We start from the raw sequence: 16,606 nt of genomic DNA, 5'->3' as shown, positions 1-16,606 counted from the left end.
GTCAGTCCTGCAGCGAGGCCCCGGCGCCGGTGACGAGCTTCACGTCGTCCGCGGCGTCCAGGGGAGGGGAGGGCCTGAAGCCCGAAAGGAACTGGCGGTGGACCAGCTGGGTGGAGATGATGCCCGCCACGGCCATGTCGTCGGTCTCGCTGTGGGCGTGGCCCTGGCGGAGCTTGGACGCCAGGTGCTCCACGGCGCGCGGGTTGAAGTACCCCGCCTCGCGGATGGCGGCGGGGGAGAGCAGCTCGTCCACGTAGTCGGGCGCCGCCGCCCCGAAGAACGCCCGCTGGATGGGCGCGCGGAAGGGCTGCTTGGGCCGGTCCGTGATCTCGGGAGGCAGCCACTCGCGGCTCACGCGCTTGAGCAGGAACTTCTCCGTGAGCCCCTGGAGCTTGAGGCCCGGGGGAAGGCGGTTGCAGAACTCCACCATGCGGTAATCCAGGAAGGGGAACCGGCCTTCCACGGAGTGGCCCATGGCCATGCGGTCGCTCTGGGAGGAAAGGAGGTACTGCGACAGGAAGATGGAGATCTCCAGGTACTGGGCCTGGTGGAGGGGATCCCACCCCGTGAAGCCCTCGGGGTAGCCGGGGACGCGGGTGGCGCCCACCTGTTCCAGAAGGGCGGGGCTGAAGAAGCGCTTGGCCCGGGCCGTGGTGCGCCACCGGATGGCGTGCGAGTAGTCCTGGGCGCCGGTCTCGGAAAGGCCCATGCCGAAAAAGGCCGAGGCGTAGTTCGCGGTGCCTTGCGTCAGGCCCGAGATCCAGGGGTAGATGCGGCTGAACAGCTCCTGGCGGAGCTTCGAATCGGGGCGGGCCGCCCAGAAGCGGCGGATCCGGGCCTCCTTGAAGATGTCGTAGCCCGCCAGGAACTCGTCGGCCCCCTCCCCGGTGAGCACCACCTTGAAGTTCCGGCTCCGCACCAGGCCCGAGAGCAGGAACATGGGCGCCGGGGACGTCCTCATGAGGGGCGTCTCCGCGTGCCAGACCACCTCCGGGAAGATGCGCCCGATGTCGGCGTGGCTGGCGCGCACCACGTGGTGGTTCGTCCCCAGGGCCTTGGCCATGCGGGCCTGGAAGCCGCTCTCGTCGAAGGCCGGGTCGTCGAAGGCGATGGAGAAGGTCTCCAGCGGATTGGTGGTGAACGTGCGGATGATGGCGGTGATGGTGGAGGAATCCAGGCCCCCGCTGAGGTAGGCCCCCACGGGCACGTCGGCCCGCAGGCGCAGGCGCGTGGCGTCGATGAGGAGCTCCCGCAGTTCCGCCGCGCAGTCCTCCGCGGACCGCACGGGACCGGGCTCGGGGAAGTCCAGCTCCCACCAGGGCTCGAGGGTCACGCGGCCGTCCCGGACCTGCATCCAGCTGCCCGGAGGCAGCTCCCGGACGCCCTTGAAGAAGGTGCGGGGCGACAGGGTGCTCCAGTAGGTGAAGATCTCGTCCAGGGCCTCCGGGTCCGCCTGGGCCTCCACCTCCGGGTGCGCCAGGATCGCCTTGATCTCGGAACCGAAGACCAGGGTCGCCCCGGCCTGGGCGTAGAAGAGGGGCCGCACGCCGAGGCGGTCCCGGGCCAGGAAGAGGGTCTGCTTGACGGTGTCCCAGATGGCGATGGCGAACTGGCCGTTGAACCGGGACAGGCACCCGGGGCCGAACTCCTCGTAGGCGTGCAGGACCGTCTCGGTGTCGCAGGAGGTGGCGTAGCGGTGGCCCCGGGCCTCCAGCTCCTCGCGCAGCTCGGGGTGGTTGAAGATCTCGCCGTTGAAGACGATCCAGAGCGTTCCGTCCTCGTTGGAGATGGGCTGCTGGCCGGAGCTGAGGTCGATGATGCTGAGCCGGGCGTTGCCCAGCCCGGTGCGGCCGTCCACGTAGACGCCGAACTGGTCCGGCCCCCGGTGGCGGATGGCGCCCAACATGGCGCGCAGCACCGAGGCCCGCGCCGGGGCCGAATCGCCCAGGCCGCAGTACCCGACCACGCCACACATCTAGGCCAACCCGAGTTTGCTGATTTTCCCGCTGGGGGTCATGGGCAGCTCGGCCATGAACTCGACGTACCGGGGCACCATGAAGTCCTCCAGGTGCCGGCGGCAGTGGGCGATGACCTCGGCTTCCGTGAGCTTCGGTCCGGTGCACACCACGCAGGCCTTGATCACCTGGCCGGCCATGGGATCGGGAACCCCCACCACCGCGGCCAGCACCCCGGGCAGCATGTGGAGGACGTTCTCCACCTCCTTGGGCGCCACCTTCTCCCCGCGGCTCTTGATGATGTCGTCCTGGCGGCCCACGAAGTAGAAGAAGCCGTCGGCGTCCGTGCGGAAGAGATCGCCCGAATGGCACACGCGCTCGCCCGGGATGGGCCCGGGACGGTAGCGCCGGGCGGTGGCCTCGGGGGCCTCCCAGTAGCCGCGCATGACGTGGCGGCCCCGCACCACCAGCTCGCCGGTCTCGCCCGGGCCGAGCCTGCGGCCCGCCTCGTCCTCCAGCCACGCCTCGGTGCCGGGGATGGGGATGCCCACCGACCCGGGCCGCGCGTCCAGTTCCGAGGGCGGAAGGTAGAGGGTGCGCTTGGTTTCGGTGAGGCCGTACATCGAGTAGAGGGTCGCCCCCGGGAACGCGGCCCGCAGGTCCTGGATGTGGCTGGGGGGCAGCGCCGCGGCGGTGTTGGTGAGGTAGCGCAGGCTGGAGAGGTCGAAGGCGCTGCGGTCCATGGCCAGGAGCATGGCGAAGACGGTGGGCACGCCCGGGAAGCCGGTGATGCGCTCCTCCTGGATCCGCTGGAGGATCAGGGCGGGATAGGTGAAGCTGCGCTCCAGCACCAGGGTCCCGCCGAACTTCAGGACCATCAGGAGCTGGTAGAGGCCGTAGTCGAACGACAGCGGCAGGACGCCCAGGACGATGTCCTCCTCGCGGTTCTCCAGGTAGGTGATGATGGAGGTCGACGCGAAGTCCACGTTGCTGTGGTCGCACATGACGCCCTTGGGCTCGCCGGTGCTGCCCGAGGTGTACACCAGGCAGGCCAGGTCCAGGTCGATGTTGACGATGGGCAGGGGCGCCCCGGGGTCGTCGGCCTGGATCGCCTCGAAGGTCCGCACGCGGCCCTCGGCGGGGCGGGTGGAAAAGCAGGACACCCCCAGGCGCAGGGACGGCACGCCGGCCCACAGGTCCTGGAAGCCCACCACGCGCTCGTCCATGAGCAGGGCCGAGGCGCGGCAGTTGTTGAGAATGTACTTCAGCTTGTCCAGCTTGGTGGAGGCGTTGATGAGGACGAAGACGCCGCCGGCCTTCAGCGCCGCGAAGATCCCCACCACGGCTTCCACCGAGTTGTGCAGGTGGATGGCCACCCGGTCCCCCCGCCCGACGCCCGCGTCCACCAGGGCCCGGCCCAGGCGTTCCGCCATGGCATCCAGCTCCGCGTAGGTGACCCGCTGGTTCCCGCACACCACCGCCACCTTGTGGGGCAGTCGTGCGGCCGTGGCCGAGAGGAATTGATGGACCAGCATGGGCGCGCCCCCCTCAGGAGGCCTTTTCCGTCTTGCCCACGACGTAGGCGCTCAGCTTCGCCACGGAATCGAAATTGTCGGGGAGCAGCTCGCTGTCGCTCACGGAGATCCCGAACTCCTTTTCCACGAAGGAGACCAGTTCGATGATCCCAAGGGAATCGATGATGCCCTCCTCGAGGAACGAGGATGCGTCGCCGTATCCGTAGCCCTGGTCGCTGAAGAGGAAGTTTCGCGCGATGTAGTCGCGGATCTTCGGAGCCACAGAAGTCGTGTCCAAAGCCATTCGGGTTCCCCTCAGCAGGGCAGGTGATTGACGGTCCAACTTGTATATAAACTGCTGGTATTATGTCGATGACAGTTTAGCCGAACTGCGGTCCGATGCAACAGGCCCGATGCAGGGAATTCCCAACTGCCCCACCCGTCTGGTTAAGGTTGGAAGGAAGCGGCCCGAACCCAGGGTCCACCCTTAGCCCCGAGACCCGACCATGACCCGAACGACCGACCCTGGAACCGGAGGCAAACCGGGCCTTCACCCCCGCAACCGCCACCGGGGCCGCTACGACATCCCCGCCCTGGTGGCCGCCTGCCCCGAACTGGCCCCCTTCCTGCGGCCCAACCCGCTGGGGGAGGCCACCATCGACTTCGCGGACCCCGAGGCCGTGCGCACCCTGAACCGGGCCCTGCTGGCCTCGGCCTACGGCATCCGGGGCTGGGACCTGCCCCCCGGCTTCCTGTGCCCCCCGGTGCCGGGGCGCGCCGACTACCTGCACCACCTGGCCGACCTCCTGGCCACCGGAGGGGTCCCGCCCCGGGGCCCCGGGGTGCGGATCCTGGACGTGGGCGTGGGGGCCAACGCCATCTATCCCCTGGTGGGCCACCGGGAGTACGGCTGGAGCTTCCTGGGCACGGACATCGACCCAAAGGCCCTGGCCAGCGCCCGCACCATCCTCTCCGCCAACCCCGGCCTGGCCGAGGCCGTGGAGCTCCGCCTCCAGAAGGACCCGGGGCGGATCCTGGCCGGGGTGGTGCGCCCGGGCGAGACCTTCGACGCCTGCATGTGCAACCCGCCCTTCCACGGCTCCCCCGCCGAGGCCCGCGAGGGCACCCGGCGCAAATGGCGCAACCTGGGGCGCCCCGCCGCCGGGGTGCTGAACTTCGGGGGCCAGGGCGCGGAGCTCTGGTGCGAAGGGGGCGAGGTGGCCTTCGTGGGCCGCATGGTGGAGGAGAGCGCGGAGCGGCCGGAATGCTGCCGATGGTTCACCAGCCTGGTGTCCAAGTCCGCGAACCTGCCGCCGGTGCGGGCCGCGCTGCGCAGGGCCGGGGCGACGCGGGTGCGGGTGCTGGAGATGGGCCAGGGTCAGAAGGTCAGCCGCATCGTGGCCTGGGGCTTCTGAGGGCCGGGAATGAAATATAAAGACAGATATGCAGCACCCTGGCTTTCGGCCTATCCCTTTCGCCTCGGCATGGGTCAAAGGGGTGAAGGGGCGATCTCCTTCAATTTCAGGGGGAATTCAAACATCGCTGTTCCAACAGATAAAAATAATTGCAAAAATCGGCATCATTTTCTGGCTTCTCCCCGGAAGTACGTCATGATGACTCTAGAGAATCCATACGTCGTGGGTAATCTACGCTGGGCCGGCCACTGTCTCGACTCGCACACAGCGCTTAAATTCGAGACAACTTCAGGATCTCCAATGGCTCAAGGTACTGTTAAGTGGTTCAACGCTGAAAAGGGCTTCGGCTTCATCACCCCCGATGGTGGCGGCGCCGACCTGTTCGTCCATCACACCGCCATCCAGGGTTCGGGCTTCAAGACGCTGGACGAGAACCAGCGCGTGAGCTTCGAGAGCGGACAGGGCCAGAAGGGCCCCCAGGCGATCAACGTCACCAAGCTCTAGTCCGGCGCAATCCGGTTCCGGCCCGCCCCTGCTGAAGGTGGCGGGCCGGTTTCTTTGCAGGAGTCCCCATGGCCAGAGTGAATTACCAGAGAGACAAGCGGCTCAAGGACCTGGACCGGCAGCGCAAGCAGGAAGAAAAGCGCGCGAAGCGCCTGCAGAAGGGCCAGGCCCCGGCCGAACCCGATGCCCAGGTTCCCGAGGAAGGACAGGACACCACGCCTGTCCAGGAGTAGGCTGGCCCGGCCGGGTCAGCGGTTCTGCGGGGGGTTCTGCGGGGCGTCCCGCTTGTACCACTGCGCCTGCCCCGACACCGGAAAGGCGCGCCGTTCCAGGTCCGCCAGCTGCGCCGGCGCGTAGGGCGTGAAGGCCCGGGCGATGGCCACGTTCTCCTCCAGCTGGGCGATGGTGTCCACGCCCACGATCACCGTGGAGACCGGGTGGGATAGCACGTAGCCCATGGCCTCCTTCATGGTCAGCGCCCCGGTGCGGGTGATCTTCACGGCGCCGCGCTGCTGCTCGAGGGGCGGCGGCGCGTAGCCCGCCAGGAGCCGGCCGCGGGCGGGAATCTTCATGCCGATCACGCCCATGCCCTTCTCCACCGCCAGGTCCAGCAGGGGGCGGAACGTGAGGTGGTGCGGGTCGGCGGCGTTGAACGCCATGAGCACGGTGTCGAAGGGGAAGCGCCGGATGGCCTCCATGAGCACGGCCGGATCGGTGTGGCCGCTCAGGCCCAGATAGCGCACGAGGCCCTGCTCCCGCGCCTCCCGGAAGGCTTCCAGGGCTCCGCCCTTGGCGCACACGGCCTCCACGTCCTGGGGCGTGGCCATGGCGTGCAGCTGCCAGAGGTCCACGTGGTCGGTCTGGAGAAGGCGCAGCGACGTTTCCAGGAGGCGGAGGGAGCCGTCCCGGGTGCGGTCGTGGGTCTTGGTGGCGAGGAAGGCCTCGCGGCGCCTGCGCTTCATGACCTTGCCCAGGTACTGTTCGCTCCACCGGGCCTCCCCGCCGTAGCGGGCCGAGGTGTCCAGGTAGTTCACGCCCAGGTCCAGGGCCCGCTCGATGATGGGCACGGCCACGGCTTCATTGTTGGGCTTCTCGATGGCGGCCTGGCCCCCCAGGCTGAAGATCCCCACCAGGTGACCCGTGTGCCCCAGGTTGCGGGTGGGCATGGCCCGGGCGGTGCCGGGGTTCCAGGGGGCGTCCGCCCGGGGCCGGGAGGCGGCGGGTCCCGGCTCCGCGGCCCTGCCGGCCGCGAGCCCCAGGGCCGCTCCGGCCCCGAGCTTGAGAAGGGTGCGGCGGTCCATCGGCATGGTCATGGGCGTTCTCCGTTCCAGGGCAAATCTATCAGGTCTTGGGCAGGTCCCCCACCCGGCTCACCAGCCTCACCCAGAGGTCGCCGCCGCTCAACCCGTTGGTGAGGATCACCAGGCCCGTGCCCCGGACCGGATCGAACTGGCTGAAGCAGCGGAAGCCGGTCTGGTTCGCGCCCGAGTGGTGGAAGATGTCCCCGCCCAGGGTCCGGTTCACGGACCACCCCAGGCACCACCCCACCCCCAGCCCGCGGGCCATGCCGGGACGCTCCATGGGCTCCCGGGCGTCCAGGGTCACCTGGGCGGTGAGGGCGGCCTTCAGGGACGGGGCCGTGAGGCCGCCCTGGGCGGGGTCCAGGAAGGCCAGCAGGAACCGCGCGTAGTCGTCGGCGGTGGTGTAGAGGGTGTAGGCCGCGTTGGCGTGGAGGTAGCGGGAGCGCGTGTTGAAGGTTCCGTCCGGCCTGTGGCCGGCGGCGAGCGTGGCCCCGACGGCCGGGGTCCACACGAAGCTCGAGCGGGACATTCCCAGGGGCTTGAAGACCATGCGCTCCGCCAGCAGTTCCAGGGGCTCGTCGGCGATGCGCTCCACCACCCGCTGGAGCAGGAACATCCCCTCCCCCGAATACAGGAAGCGCGACCCGGGCTTGAAGGCCACCGCCACGGGCCCTTCCCGCTCCTCCCCGTCCTTGCGCCAATTGGGCAGGCCCGAGGTGTGGGAGAGGACCATGCGCGCCGTGATGAGCCGGAACTCGGCCTGGGGCGGGTAGCCGTCCCCGGGGAGGTAGGCGCAAAGGGGCCGGTCCAGGTCCAGCAGGCCCCGGTCCGCCATCAGGAGCGCCAGGTACGCGAACACCGGCTTGGACATGGAGCAGGCCTCGAACACCGTCTCCCGCGCGGCGGGGGTCCCGGTCCGGGCGTCGGCGACGCCGAAGGCGCCGGACCAGGCGATCTTCCGGTCCCGGATCACGGCGATGGACACGCCCGGCACCTTCAGTTCCTTCATCAGCCGCGGCGTGAGCTCCCGGATCGTTTCGACGGTGCCGCCGGGGGCGGCCCCCATGCGGTCCAGGGCCCAGGAGGCCGCCCACCGCACGTCCTCGTCGGGGTCGGCCAGGGCCTCCCGCAGCGCGGAGGCCCCCGCCCCGGCCACGCCCAGGGCGAAGGCCGCCCCCTGGCGCAGGGCCGGGTCCCGGTCCCCGAGGGCCTTCACCAGGCCCGGCGCCGCCGGCATCGCGGCGGGACCCAGATGCCCCAGGGCCGTGGCCGCGCCCTTGCGCACGGAAGTCTCGGGCGATTCCAGGGCCCCGGCCAGCACCGGCACCGCCCCGGGCCCGAGGCTGCCCAGGGCCAGGGCGGCCTGGCCCTGCACGAAGATGTCGGCGTCGGCCAGGGCCCCGGCCAGGGCCTTGGCCGAGGTCGCCGCGCAGGGCCCCAGGGCTCCCAGGGCCTGGGCGGCCCGCTCCCGCACCAGGGCCTCGGGGTCGCCCAGGGCGCGGACCAGGGCCGGCACCGCGGCGCAGGCCGCCGGGCCCAGCCGCGCCAGGACGCGGGCCGCGGCCTCCCGGCCCGCGGCGTCGCCGGTCTCCAGCACCCGGATCGCCTCGGGCACCGCCCGGGCCCCCTGGGCGGCCAGGGCCGCCACCGCCTTCCACCGCAGGGCCGGATCCGGCTCGGAAAGGCCTCCGGCGAGACCCGGGACTGCCAGGCAAAGGACGAGGCCAGCCACGGACGGGGAAAGGATCCGCATGATTCGCTCCTGGAGGTGAGGCCAGTGTACAGGGATGAAGGAGAAATCATGTCGTGACCTGCAAGGTTCGTTTGGTATGCTGGGGGTTTGGCAAAAAGATGAGGTTCTAATGCAAAATCCCATCCACCGCACCCTGGCCTGCTCCTCCCTGGTCCTCGCCCTGGCCCCCGCGGCCCTGGCCTCGGGCTTCCAGCTGCGCGAACAGAGCCCCAGCGCCCAGGGGAACTCCTACGCGGGCATTTCCGCGGGGGGGAGCGACATCGGCTCCATGTTCTTCAACCCGGCCACCCTGACACGCTTCCAGGGCAATGCATTAGTCATCGGCGCCAGCCAGATCCAGCCCTCGGCGAGGCTGGAGGGCGGCAGCGCCACCCGGGCCACGACCCTCGGCGGCAGCGCGATCACCGGCACCTCCGGGGGCGACGCCGGCCGGAGCGCGGCCCTGCCCGTCCTCTACGCCATGTGGAGCCTGAGCCCCGACCTGAAGGTGGGCTTCTCCCTGAACAGCCCCTTCGGCCTCACCAGCGAATACGGGTCCGACTGGATCGGGCGCTACCACGCCATGAAGTCCACCATGACCATCGTCGAAGTCGCCCCCAACCTGGCCTGGCGCATCAGCCCCAAGTGGTCCGTGGGCGCGGCCGTGGTGGCCCGCCACGTGGACGCCACCCTCAGCAACGCCGTGGACTTCGGCGCCGTGGGCGCGGCCTACCGCATCCCCGGCTTCGCCCCCGGGGCCCAGGACGGCGTCGCCACCGTCAAGGGCACCCAGTGGCGCCCCGGCTACCGGGTCGGCGTGCTCTTCGAGCCCCGCACCGACCTGCGCTTCGGGGTGGGCTACCAGTCCGCCATCGACTTCGAGCTCAAGGGCGACGTGTCCTACCAGGGGGTCCCCGCCGCCCTGGCCGCCAATTTCCGCGACGGCGCCGCCACCCCCAAGGCCAACCAGCCCGGCACCGCCTCCCTGGGCGCCGCGTGGGACGTCACCCCCGCCCTCACCCTGGAGGCCGAGGCGGCCCGCACCTTCTGGTCCCACTTCAAGGAGATCCGCATCACCTTCGCCAGCGGCCAGGCCGATTCGGTCACGCCCGAGTACTGGAAGGACTCCTGGTTCCTGGCCCTGGGCCTCACCTGGCGCCCCGGCGGCGCCTGGACCGTGCGCACCGGCGTGGCCCTGGACCAGACCCCCACCACCGACACCCACCGCACCCCCCGCATCCCCGACGCCGAAAGGACCTGGGCCTCCGCCGGCGCGGGCTACGCCGTGACCCGGGCCTTCTCCGTGGACTTCAGCTACAGCCGGCTCTTCGTGAAGAACTCCAACCTCGCCCTCACCGCGACCCCGGGCGGCCCGGACTTCTTCCGCGGCACCATCCACGGCACCTTCCACAACCGCGTGGACATCTTCGCGCTGCAGGGGCGCCTGACGTTCTAGCAGCCTGTCTAGGTATAGGTACGGGTCCCTATATTTCGCCCCGATCGTCGCGGGAGTTGCTGTCGCAACTCCCGCGACGGAGAGCATCGCCAAAAGACGCTCGCCCGTGTCTCTCTTCGCGGGAATGCCGGTTTCGGGACATTTCAGGTCGGATGCAATCCTGAATCGGCTCCGAGCGGGCATTTTTAGAGCCTCAAGATCCGGAATAGCAGACCATCTTCAGGCCCAGAGCTTCCTGCATCCAGGAAAAGTCTTTGCCATTGTCCGTTACCAGGGGCAAGCCATGGGCCAGGGCGCAAGCCGCGATCCATGTGTCGTTGAGTTGGGCCTCCCTGTTGGGGTTCCCACCATCCCGCACATGGATCAAGGCGGCGGATTCCCCTGCGGTAATGATCTTGGCCCAATGGCGGGCGACGAGATCGGTTCCGTCAATCAGCCCGGTCTGGTCAAGAATTTCTTGAATACCTTGGGCATACTCCGCCTTGCGCGAATCCTCCGGCAGCCGCTGCAGCCAGACATGGAGTTCCGCTTCCGTTGGGAAGGCCCGGACCATGTCCTTGCCGTGCAGGTATGCCTCATAGCGCCTGGCGCGCGCCTCGTCCTTCTTCAGACGGCCATTCTTCAACTTGACTAGAAGGGAGATCAGGTTTGTATCCACCACCACGAGGGCCATGCCTCACTCCCCTTCGAATTCCTTCAGGAATGCGCCCAGGCTTTCGCCAGCGTCCGCTCCTAGACTGGGAGCGAATTCCTCCAGGTTGAAGCCGCCTGCCATGGGGCGCCTGGGGGGGTGGATGCCGGCGGGGTAGGATTCGGCGAGGAGTTCCTGGGATTGGGGAGCCAGAAGCACGCTTTCGCAAGCCTCGGCCTTCCACAGCCCTTGGGGGGGGCGGGGTCGACATAAAACCCTCGCGAAGATGACTTTCCGCACCAACCCAACCAGACGATCCTCCGGTAGATCAGGTGGGAAGGTGCAGGTCATCGCTCCGTGTCGGGTATGGACCTCGAAGGTCCGGTCCTTGAAATCAACCTCCAGCAGGCGGCCCTGGATGAGCTCCCATTTCGCCTCTGCGGCGATTCGCTGCGAAAAGGCCAGGTAATCCTTGCGATCGAACTTTGCCTTGAATTCCGTTTCATCGGAGTGGGCGGGGGGCACTTTGACGCCAAGACGACAGCCACGCCGGGTCAGCCGATCAAGGGCGGCCCTCTGGGCCTTGGCCCATTTCCAGCCTTCCTGTGGATCAAACCCGCCATTTTGAAAATAGGACCGGACAGCCTCCCGCGCCGGTCGGATGTCCGGGAGGCCTTTGGATTGGGGTGCGACCAGACCTACCGTTGCGCTGCCGGCCCGGATTGAGCCCACCATCCGCAAGGATTCCAAGGATGGATCAAAGTTCTTCAGGCCCTTCATCAGGTCAGCCAGGTCCTCGAGGTCCTCGGGGGTCAGAGCCCCTTTCAGGGCGCCCTTGCCGCCGATGGAAAGCACCAGGTCCAGGTCCTTCTTGGTTCTGGTCATGGCCCCCCCTCCCGCAGCAACGCGATCCCATCATCCCCCAAGGACCCCTCCCGGGTCGAGCCCGCAGGGGCACGGCGCCTTAACCAGGACCCACCCCAGCTTAACGTTGGGTTGAAAGGATTCCTCCAATCGTATCAATCCGGCTGGCTACCGCCGCCGCCGCACCTCGTAGGTGCGCAGGCTCGCGTCCACCAGGGCCAGCATGGGCAGGGGGCCCTTCCCCCGGCGCAGCAGGTCGCCGATGAGGTGGTCCGCTTCGATGCGGCCGCCGCCCTCCAGGTCGCGGAAGAGCGAGGACGTCATGGCCGAGCCCGGCTCCGTGAGGATGGCCCGGGTCTTCTCCAGGCTCGCAGGCCGGGGCGCGTAGCCCTGGGCCGCGGCCACGGAGGCGCACTCCTCCATGAGGGCCACGCCCAGGGATTCGGCGCCCGCGGCGACGATGTCGCCCACCGAACCCCGCAGGAGGCAGGTGATCCCGGCGGCAGAGGCGATGAACACCCACTTCTCCCACAGCTCCTGGACGATCTCCAGGCTGAGGCGGCCGTCGAACCCGGCCCCGCAGAGCTGGGCCTCCAGGGCCAGGGCCCGGGGCGTGCGCGCCCCGTCCCGCTCCCCGAAGACCAGCCCGTGAAGGCGGTTGAAGTGCACCACGGCGCCCTGGGCGTCCAGGGCCGAGGAGATGAAGCAGGACCCGCCCAGCACCCGTTCCGCCCCGAAGCGCCGGTCCAGGAGATCGAAGTGGCGCATGCCGTTGAGCAGGGGCAGCACCGCGGTGCCGGGGCCCACGGCGGGGGCGAAGGCCTCCACCGCCTCCTCCAGGTCGTAGGCCTTGCAGCTGAGCAGCACCAGGTCGAAGGGGTCCCGGAGGTCGCCGGCCAGCACCGTGGGCGGGGCGGCGAGGTGCAGGTCCCCGAAGGGGCTGCGGATGGAAAGGCCTTCGGCGGCCAGCTTCCGGGCCCGCCCGGGACGCACCAGGAAGGTCACGTCCCGCCCCGCCTCCAGGAGCCGCCCCCCGAAATACCCCCCGATGCCGCCGGCGCCCACGATGAGAATCCGCATGTCTGGTGCTCCCGGGGACCAGGATACGATGCGCATGAGCTACGCTGGAACCTCTGGTTCGCGATGGAGGCACCATGCGGTTCGTCAGTCTGGCCCCGGCCCTGCTCGCCACAGCCCTGGCCGCGGGCACCCTGCCCCCCACCCGCTTCGAGCGGTCCGGGGGCCTCGAGACGCCCCGGCTGGCGGAGACGGTGGAGGAATGCCGGGCCCTGGCCAAGGCCTCGCCCTGGGTCCGCGTGGGAACCTTCGGCCGCAGCCCCCAGGGCCGCGACCTGCCCCTGGTGATCGTGGACCGGGACCGGGCCTTCGACCCCGCCCGGGCCCGGGCCAAGGGCAAGCTCGTGGTCATGATCCAGGCCTGCATCCACGCCGGCGAATCCGACGGCAAGGACGCGGGGCTGCGCTTCCTGAAGGAGCTGTGCGTGGAGCGCAAGCACCCCGGCCTCCTGGACCGGCTCGTGTTCGTGTTCCTGCCGGTCTTCAACGTGGACGGCCACGAGCGCTTCGGCCCGCACAACCGCATCAACCAGAACGGCCCCAAGGAGATGGGCTGGCGCAGCACCGCGGCGGGGCTGAACCTGAACCGCGACTACCTCAAGGCCGACGCCCCGGAGATGAGGGCCTGGCTGAAGCTCCACCAGGCCTGGCTTCCGGACGTCTTCCTGGATTGCCATTCCACCGACGGCGCCGACTACCAGTACCCCCTCACCATCGCCCGGGAGGCGGGCCCCGGGGACACCTGGTTCCTGGAACCGCGGCTGGGCGCCTGGATCCGGGACAGCTTCCTGCCCGGCCTGCGCTCCGGCCTGGAGGCCGACGGCATGCCCACCACGGAGTACATCGTCTTCCGCACCTGGCACGACCCCCGCAGCGGCCTGGTCATCGGCCCCTCCGGGCCGCGCTATTCCCAGGGCTACCAGTCCGCCCAGAACCGCATGGGAATCCTCCTGGAGACCCACATGCTCAAGCCCTACCCCGTGCGGGTCGAGGCCACCCGGCTGGCGCTGCTGCGCACCTCGGAGATCGTGGCCCGGGAGCACGCCACCGTGGCCCGCCTCAACCGCGAAGCCGACGCCTTCACCGCCAGCGCCGCCTTCCGGGCGGCGCCCATGTCCCTGGGCTTCAAGGACGACGGCACCTCCGAGCCCATGGCCTTCAAGGGCTTCGCCTACGACCGCGCCACCAGCGACCTCACGGGAGGAGACTGGTTCACCTACGACCCCACGCGGCCCCAGACCTTCCAGATCCCGCGCTACGGACACCTGGTGCCCACCGCCACGGCCCGGGTGCCCGAAGCCTACCTCGTGCCGCCGGAATGGACCGAGGTCATCGCCCGCCTCGAGGCCCAGGGCATCCCCCACCACCGCCTGGCGAAGCCCGCCACGGTGGCGGTCTCCGGCTGGCGCTTCCGGGACGTGGTCTTCCGGCGCACCCCCACCGAGGGCCGCCAGCGGGTGGAGAGCCTGGTGCAGGAGGAATTCGCCGCCACCCGGGATTTCCCCGCGGGGACCGTGGTGGTGCCCACCGGCAACCGCCTGGCGCGGATCATCGTCCACCTGCTGGAGCCCGCCTCCGAGGAGAGCCTGCTGCGGTGGGGCTTCTTCAACACCATCTTCGAGCAGAAGGAGTACGGCGAAAGCTACGTCCTCGAGCCCCTGGCCCGGAAGATGCTCGCGGCGGACCCCGCCCTCAAGGCCGCCTACGAGCGCCGCAAGGCCGAGGACAAGGCCTTCGCCGCCAACCCGGACGCCCAGCTCAACTGGTTCTACCAGCGCTCCCCCTGGGGGGATCCCGGCCTGGGGCTCTACCCCGTGGGCCGGATCTTCGACGCCGCGGAGGCCGCGAAGCTCTGAAACTGGCCGGATCAGAATTGATCCCAACTGACGGTTCCAGTGCAGCCAGAGGGACGTAACCTGGAGGTCCGGGGGGCGCCATGCTGCTGAAACTGGAGGAGGGGGGAAGCCCCAAGGGCCGCCAGATCGTCGACCAGGTCCAGCGGCTCATCCGGGACGGGCACCTGAATCCCGGCGAGGCCCTGCCCTCCACCCGACACCTGGCGGAGGGCCTCGCCTTGCACCGCTCCACGGTGGCCACGGCCTACCAGGAGCTGTGGGCCCTGGGCTGGCTGGAGCTGCGGCCCGGCGCCGTTCCCCGGGTCCGGCGCCGGGGGGCCCTCGGGGCCCCCGCGGGGCCGGAGCCGGGCGCCTTCCCGTGGCGGGAACGGCTCACCCTGCCCCTGGAACCGCCGCCCCGGCCCCGCCCCGAAGGGCTCATCTCGTTCAACAGCCTCGGCATGGACCCCCGCCTCATTCCGGTGGAACCCCTGGCCCGCTCCCTGAAGGCCGCCCTGCACCGGGAGGGCGCCCGGCTCCTTGACTACGGGGATCCCCGGGGCCTCCCCTCCCTGCGGGCCGTGCTGGCCCAGCGCATGGGCCGCCACGGTGTCCAGGCCGCCCCGGAGGAGATCCTCGTCACCCAGGGCGCCCAGCAGGCACTGGACCTGGCCCTCAGGGCCCTCACCCGCCCGGGGGACGCGGTCCTCGTGGAGACCCCCACCTACGATCACATGCTCCGCCTCCTGGCCCTGCACCGCCTGCGGCCCCTGCCCATCCCCGAGGGCGCGGACGGTCCGGACCTGGCCGCCCTGGAGCGCCTCGCCCGCAGGGAACGCCCCGTTCTCCTGTACACCATGCCCAGCTTCCAGAACCCCACGGGCCGCTGCCTGCCCCAGTCCCAGCGGGAGGGCCTCCTGGCCCTCTGCGAGCGCCTGGCCCTGCCCATCCTGGAGGACGGCTTCGAGGAGGAGATGAAGTACTTCGGCCGCGCCATGCTGCCCCTCAAGTCCATGGACCGCGCGGGCCTCGTGCTCTACGCCGGCACCTTCTCCAAGGTCCTGGCCCCGGGCCTGCGCCTGGGCTGGCTCACGGGCCCCGCCACCTGCCTGGGGGCCCTGGCCGGACTCCGGCGCTCCACCGACCTGGGCCCCTCCCCCATCCTCCAGGCCGCCCTGGAGGACTTCCTGCGCAAGGGCCACTTCGACCAGCACCTCGCGCGGCTCCACCGCACCTTCCGCCGCCGCATGGAAACCGCCCTGGCCGCCCTGCGCCGGGAAATCGACCCCGCCGTCGCCACCTGGACGGCCCCCACCGGCGGCTACCTCATCTGGCTCGCCCTGCGCGGAGCCCCGCCGGCCGGCCTGGAAGCGGCCCTGCACGCCCACGGCGTGGACGCCCGCGGCGGTTCGTCCTACTTCAACGACCCGGAATCCGGGAAACCCTTTCTCCGCCTCTCCATCTCCTCCCTGGACGAGGCGGAGATCACCGAAGGCGTGGCCCGGCTGGGCCGCGCCCTGGGAGCCCTCAGCCATGCCTGAACCCGCCACCCCCTTCGCCAACGCCTACGACGACCAGCTCCGCGCCGCCTCCTACGCGGCCCTGGCCTTCCCCGGAACCTACCACCTGGCCTTCCGGGACCTGCCGGAGCTCCTGGGGCGGCCCGGCCCCGGCGCCCGGGCCCTGGACTTCGGCTGCGGCGCGGGCCGCTCCACCCGCTTCCTCACGGACCTGGGCTTCCGGGCCGAGGGCGCAGACCTTTCGGAGGCGATGCTGGCCCAGGCCCGGGCCCGGGATCCCCGGGGCACCTACCGCCGGGTGCCCGACGGGGACCTGACCGCCCTGGCCGGGAACCGCTACCACCGGATCCTGTCGGCCTTCACCTTCGACAACGTGAGGACCGGCTCCAAGCCGGGCCTCTTCCGGCAGCTGGCGGACCTGCTGGAACCGGAAGGACGCCTCCTGAACCTGGTGAGCTCCGAGGAGCTCTATCGCCTGGAGTGGGCCTCCTTCAGCACCGCGGCCTTCCCCGGCAACGCGGCCCCGGCCCCGGGCGCGGCGGTGTTCACCGTGATGAAGGACGTGCCCGACGCCCGGCCCGTGGAGGACATCTTCTGCCCCGAGGCCGACTACCTGGACCTGTACCGCGGCGCCGGCCTCGTGCGCGTCCTGGCCCACCGCCCCTTGGGCCGCCCCGGCGAACCCTTCGCCTGGGTCAACGAGCTGCAGGTGGCCCCCTGGCGCATCGACGTGCTGCGCAGGGCCTGACCTTCCGCCGTACAGGCCTCCGCCCCGGCCCCTCCCCGCAGGGAGGAGGATGCC

15 protein-coding genes are annotated in these 16,606 nt (G+C 70.2%); 7 read left to right on the top strand and 8 right to left on the bottom strand.

Annotated elements, in window-relative coordinates; genetic code table 11:
- Position 1: 1 nt before the first annotated feature.
- The 3 genes from asnB to ACZ5LB_RS19460 are packed head-to-tail and all read right to left on the bottom strand — an operon-like array spanning position 2 to position 3,752.
- Positions 2-1,975: an asparagine synthase (glutamine-hydrolyzing) gene (gene asnB, locus ACZ5LB_RS19470; protein WP_464603864.1), complete on the bottom strand. Its 1,974-nt coding sequence runs from the start codon at positions 1,973-1,975 to the stop codon at positions 2-4.
- Complete coding sequence (locus tag ACZ5LB_RS19465; protein WP_464603863.1) at positions 1,976-3,490, bottom strand: class I adenylate-forming enzyme family protein; 1,515 nt, start codon at positions 3,488-3,490, stop codon at positions 1,976-1,978.
- A gap of 13 nt (positions 3,491-3,503) precedes the next feature.
- Positions 3,504-3,752: an acyl carrier protein gene (locus ACZ5LB_RS19460; protein WP_464603862.1), complete on the bottom strand. Its 249-nt coding sequence runs from the start codon at positions 3,750-3,752 to the stop codon at positions 3,504-3,506.
- A 223-nt stretch (positions 3,753-3,975) separates the two neighbouring features.
- Here ACZ5LB_RS19460 and rlmF point away from each other — a divergent pair, with 223 nt between their 5' ends.
- From rlmF to ACZ5LB_RS19445, 3 genes are all read left to right on the top strand, one after another.
- Positions 3,976-4,884 (top strand): 23S rRNA (adenine(1618)-N(6))-methyltransferase RlmF, encoded by a 909-nt coding sequence (gene rlmF, locus ACZ5LB_RS19455; protein ID WP_464603861.1) that lies wholly within the window; start codon positions 3,976-3,978, stop codon positions 4,882-4,884.
- Positions 4,885-5,184: 300 nt separating this feature from the next.
- Positions 5,185-5,388: a cold-shock protein gene (locus ACZ5LB_RS19450; protein WP_306599326.1), complete on the top strand. Its 204-nt coding sequence runs from the start codon at positions 5,185-5,187 to the stop codon at positions 5,386-5,388.
- A 68-nt stretch (positions 5,389-5,456) separates the two neighbouring features.
- Positions 5,457-5,621, top strand: coding sequence for a hypothetical protein (locus tag ACZ5LB_RS19445; RefSeq protein WP_464603860.1), 165 nt, complete (start codon positions 5,457-5,459; stop codon positions 5,619-5,621).
- A gap of 15 nt (positions 5,622-5,636) precedes the next feature.
- Here ACZ5LB_RS19445 and ACZ5LB_RS19440 read toward each other — a convergent pair whose 3' ends face one another.
- Both ACZ5LB_RS19440 and ACZ5LB_RS19435 read right to left on the bottom strand, forming a co-directional pair.
- Positions 5,637-6,701, bottom strand: coding sequence for an aldo/keto reductase (locus tag ACZ5LB_RS19440; protein ID WP_464603859.1), 1,065 nt, complete (start codon positions 6,699-6,701; stop codon positions 5,637-5,639).
- A 28-nt stretch (positions 6,702-6,729) separates the two neighbouring features.
- Positions 6,730-8,442: a serine hydrolase gene (locus tag ACZ5LB_RS19435; RefSeq protein ID WP_464603858.1), complete on the bottom strand. Its 1,713-nt coding sequence runs from the start codon at positions 8,440-8,442 to the stop codon at positions 6,730-6,732.
- Positions 8,443-8,551: 109 nt separating this feature from the next.
- Here ACZ5LB_RS19435 and ACZ5LB_RS19430 point away from each other — a divergent pair, with 109 nt between their 5' ends.
- The gene (locus ACZ5LB_RS19430; RefSeq protein WP_464603857.1) at positions 8,552-9,877 is read left to right on the top strand and encodes an OmpP1/FadL family transporter; all 1,326 of its coding nucleotides are present in this window, start codon (positions 8,552-8,554) and stop codon (positions 9,875-9,877) included.
- A gap of 193 nt (positions 9,878-10,070) precedes the next feature.
- Here the strand turns inward: ACZ5LB_RS19430 and ACZ5LB_RS19425 are convergent, their stop codons facing one another.
- The 3 genes from ACZ5LB_RS19425 to panE all read right to left on the bottom strand — a co-directional run bounded on the left by ACZ5LB_RS19425 (position 10,071) and on the right by panE (position 12,452).
- Complete coding sequence (locus tag ACZ5LB_RS19425) at positions 10,071-10,550, bottom strand: PIN domain-containing protein (RefSeq protein ID WP_464603856.1); 480 nt, start codon at positions 10,548-10,550, stop codon at positions 10,071-10,073.
- A 3-nt stretch (positions 10,551-10,553) separates the two neighbouring features.
- The gene (locus tag ACZ5LB_RS19420) at positions 10,554-11,393 is read right to left on the bottom strand and encodes a hypothetical protein (protein WP_464603855.1); all 840 of its coding nucleotides are present in this window, start codon (positions 11,391-11,393) and stop codon (positions 10,554-10,556) included.
- Positions 11,394-11,540: 147 nt separating this feature from the next.
- Positions 11,541-12,452 carry a 2-dehydropantoate 2-reductase gene (panE, locus tag ACZ5LB_RS19415; RefSeq protein ID WP_464603854.1) on the bottom strand — a complete coding sequence of 304 codons (912 nt, stop codon included), beginning with the start codon at positions 12,450-12,452 and terminating at the stop codon, positions 11,541-11,543.
- A 74-nt stretch (positions 12,453-12,526) separates the two neighbouring features.
- Here panE and ACZ5LB_RS19410 point away from each other — a divergent pair, with 74 nt between their 5' ends.
- From ACZ5LB_RS19410 to ACZ5LB_RS19400, 3 genes are all read left to right on the top strand, one after another.
- The gene (locus ACZ5LB_RS19410; protein ID WP_464603853.1) at positions 12,527-14,305 is read left to right on the top strand and encodes a M14 family metallopeptidase; all 1,779 of its coding nucleotides are present in this window, start codon (positions 12,527-12,529) and stop codon (positions 14,303-14,305) included.
- Between the two features lie 80 nt (positions 14,306-14,385).
- Positions 14,386-15,825 (top strand): aminotransferase-like domain-containing protein, encoded by a 1,440-nt coding sequence (locus ACZ5LB_RS19405; protein ID WP_464603852.1) that lies wholly within the window; start codon positions 14,386-14,388, stop codon positions 15,823-15,825.
- Positions 15,818-16,552 carry a class I SAM-dependent DNA methyltransferase gene (locus ACZ5LB_RS19400; protein ID WP_464603851.1) on the top strand — a complete coding sequence of 245 codons (735 nt, stop codon included), beginning with the start codon at positions 15,818-15,820 and terminating at the stop codon, positions 16,550-16,552. The genes ACZ5LB_RS19405 and ACZ5LB_RS19400 overlap by 8 nt, the downstream gene beginning before the upstream one ends.
- Positions 16,553-16,606 lie beyond the last annotated feature (54 nt).

Source organism: Mesoterricola sp. MK458, from assembly GCF_055384935.1.
Note: the sequence above shows the minus strand (reverse complement) of the source record. Positions and strands in the feature narration are given on the sequence as shown.

Coding starts and splice junctions, on each gene's coding strand:
- asnB (WP_464603864.1), bottom strand. CDS start 1,975: ATGTGTGGCGTGGTCGGGTACTGCGGCCTGGGCGATTCGGCCCCGGCG.
- ACZ5LB_RS19465 (WP_464603863.1), bottom strand. CDS start 3,490: ATGCTGGTCCATCAATTCCTCTCGGCCACGGCCGCACGACTGCCCCAC.
- rlmF (WP_464603861.1), top strand. CDS start 3,976: ATGACCCGAACGACCGACCCTGGAACCGGAGGCAAACCGGGCCTTCAC.
- ACZ5LB_RS19450 (WP_306599326.1), top strand. CDS start 5,185: ATGGCTCAAGGTACTGTTAAGTGGTTCAACGCTGAAAAGGGCTTCGGC.
- ACZ5LB_RS19445 (WP_464603860.1), top strand. CDS start 5,457: ATGGCCAGAGTGAATTACCAGAGAGACAAGCGGCTCAAGGACCTGGAC.
- ACZ5LB_RS19440 (WP_464603859.1), bottom strand. CDS start 6,701: ATGACCATGCCGATGGACCGCCGCACCCTTCTCAAGCTCGGGGCCGGA.
- ACZ5LB_RS19435 (WP_464603858.1), bottom strand. CDS start 8,442: ATGCGGATCCTTTCCCCGTCCGTGGCTGGCCTCGTCCTTTGCCTGGCA.
- ACZ5LB_RS19430 (WP_464603857.1), top strand. CDS start 8,552: ATGCAAAATCCCATCCACCGCACCCTGGCCTGCTCCTCCCTGGTCCTC.
- ACZ5LB_RS19425 (WP_464603856.1), bottom strand. CDS start 10,550: ATGGCCCTCGTGGTGGTGGATACAAACCTGATCTCCCTTCTAGTCAAG.
- ACZ5LB_RS19420 (WP_464603855.1), bottom strand. CDS start 11,393: ATGACCAGAACCAAGAAGGACCTGGACCTGGTGCTTTCCATCGGCGGC.
- panE (WP_464603854.1), bottom strand. CDS start 12,452: ATGCGGATTCTCATCGTGGGCGCCGGCGGCATCGGGGGGTATTTCGGG.
- ACZ5LB_RS19410 (WP_464603853.1), top strand. CDS start 12,527: ATGCGGTTCGTCAGTCTGGCCCCGGCCCTGCTCGCCACAGCCCTGGCC.
- ACZ5LB_RS19405 (WP_464603852.1), top strand. CDS start 14,386: ATGCTGCTGAAACTGGAGGAGGGGGGAAGCCCCAAGGGCCGCCAGATC.
- ACZ5LB_RS19400 (WP_464603851.1), top strand. CDS start 15,818: ATGCCTGAACCCGCCACCCCCTTCGCCAACGCCTACGACGACCAGCTC.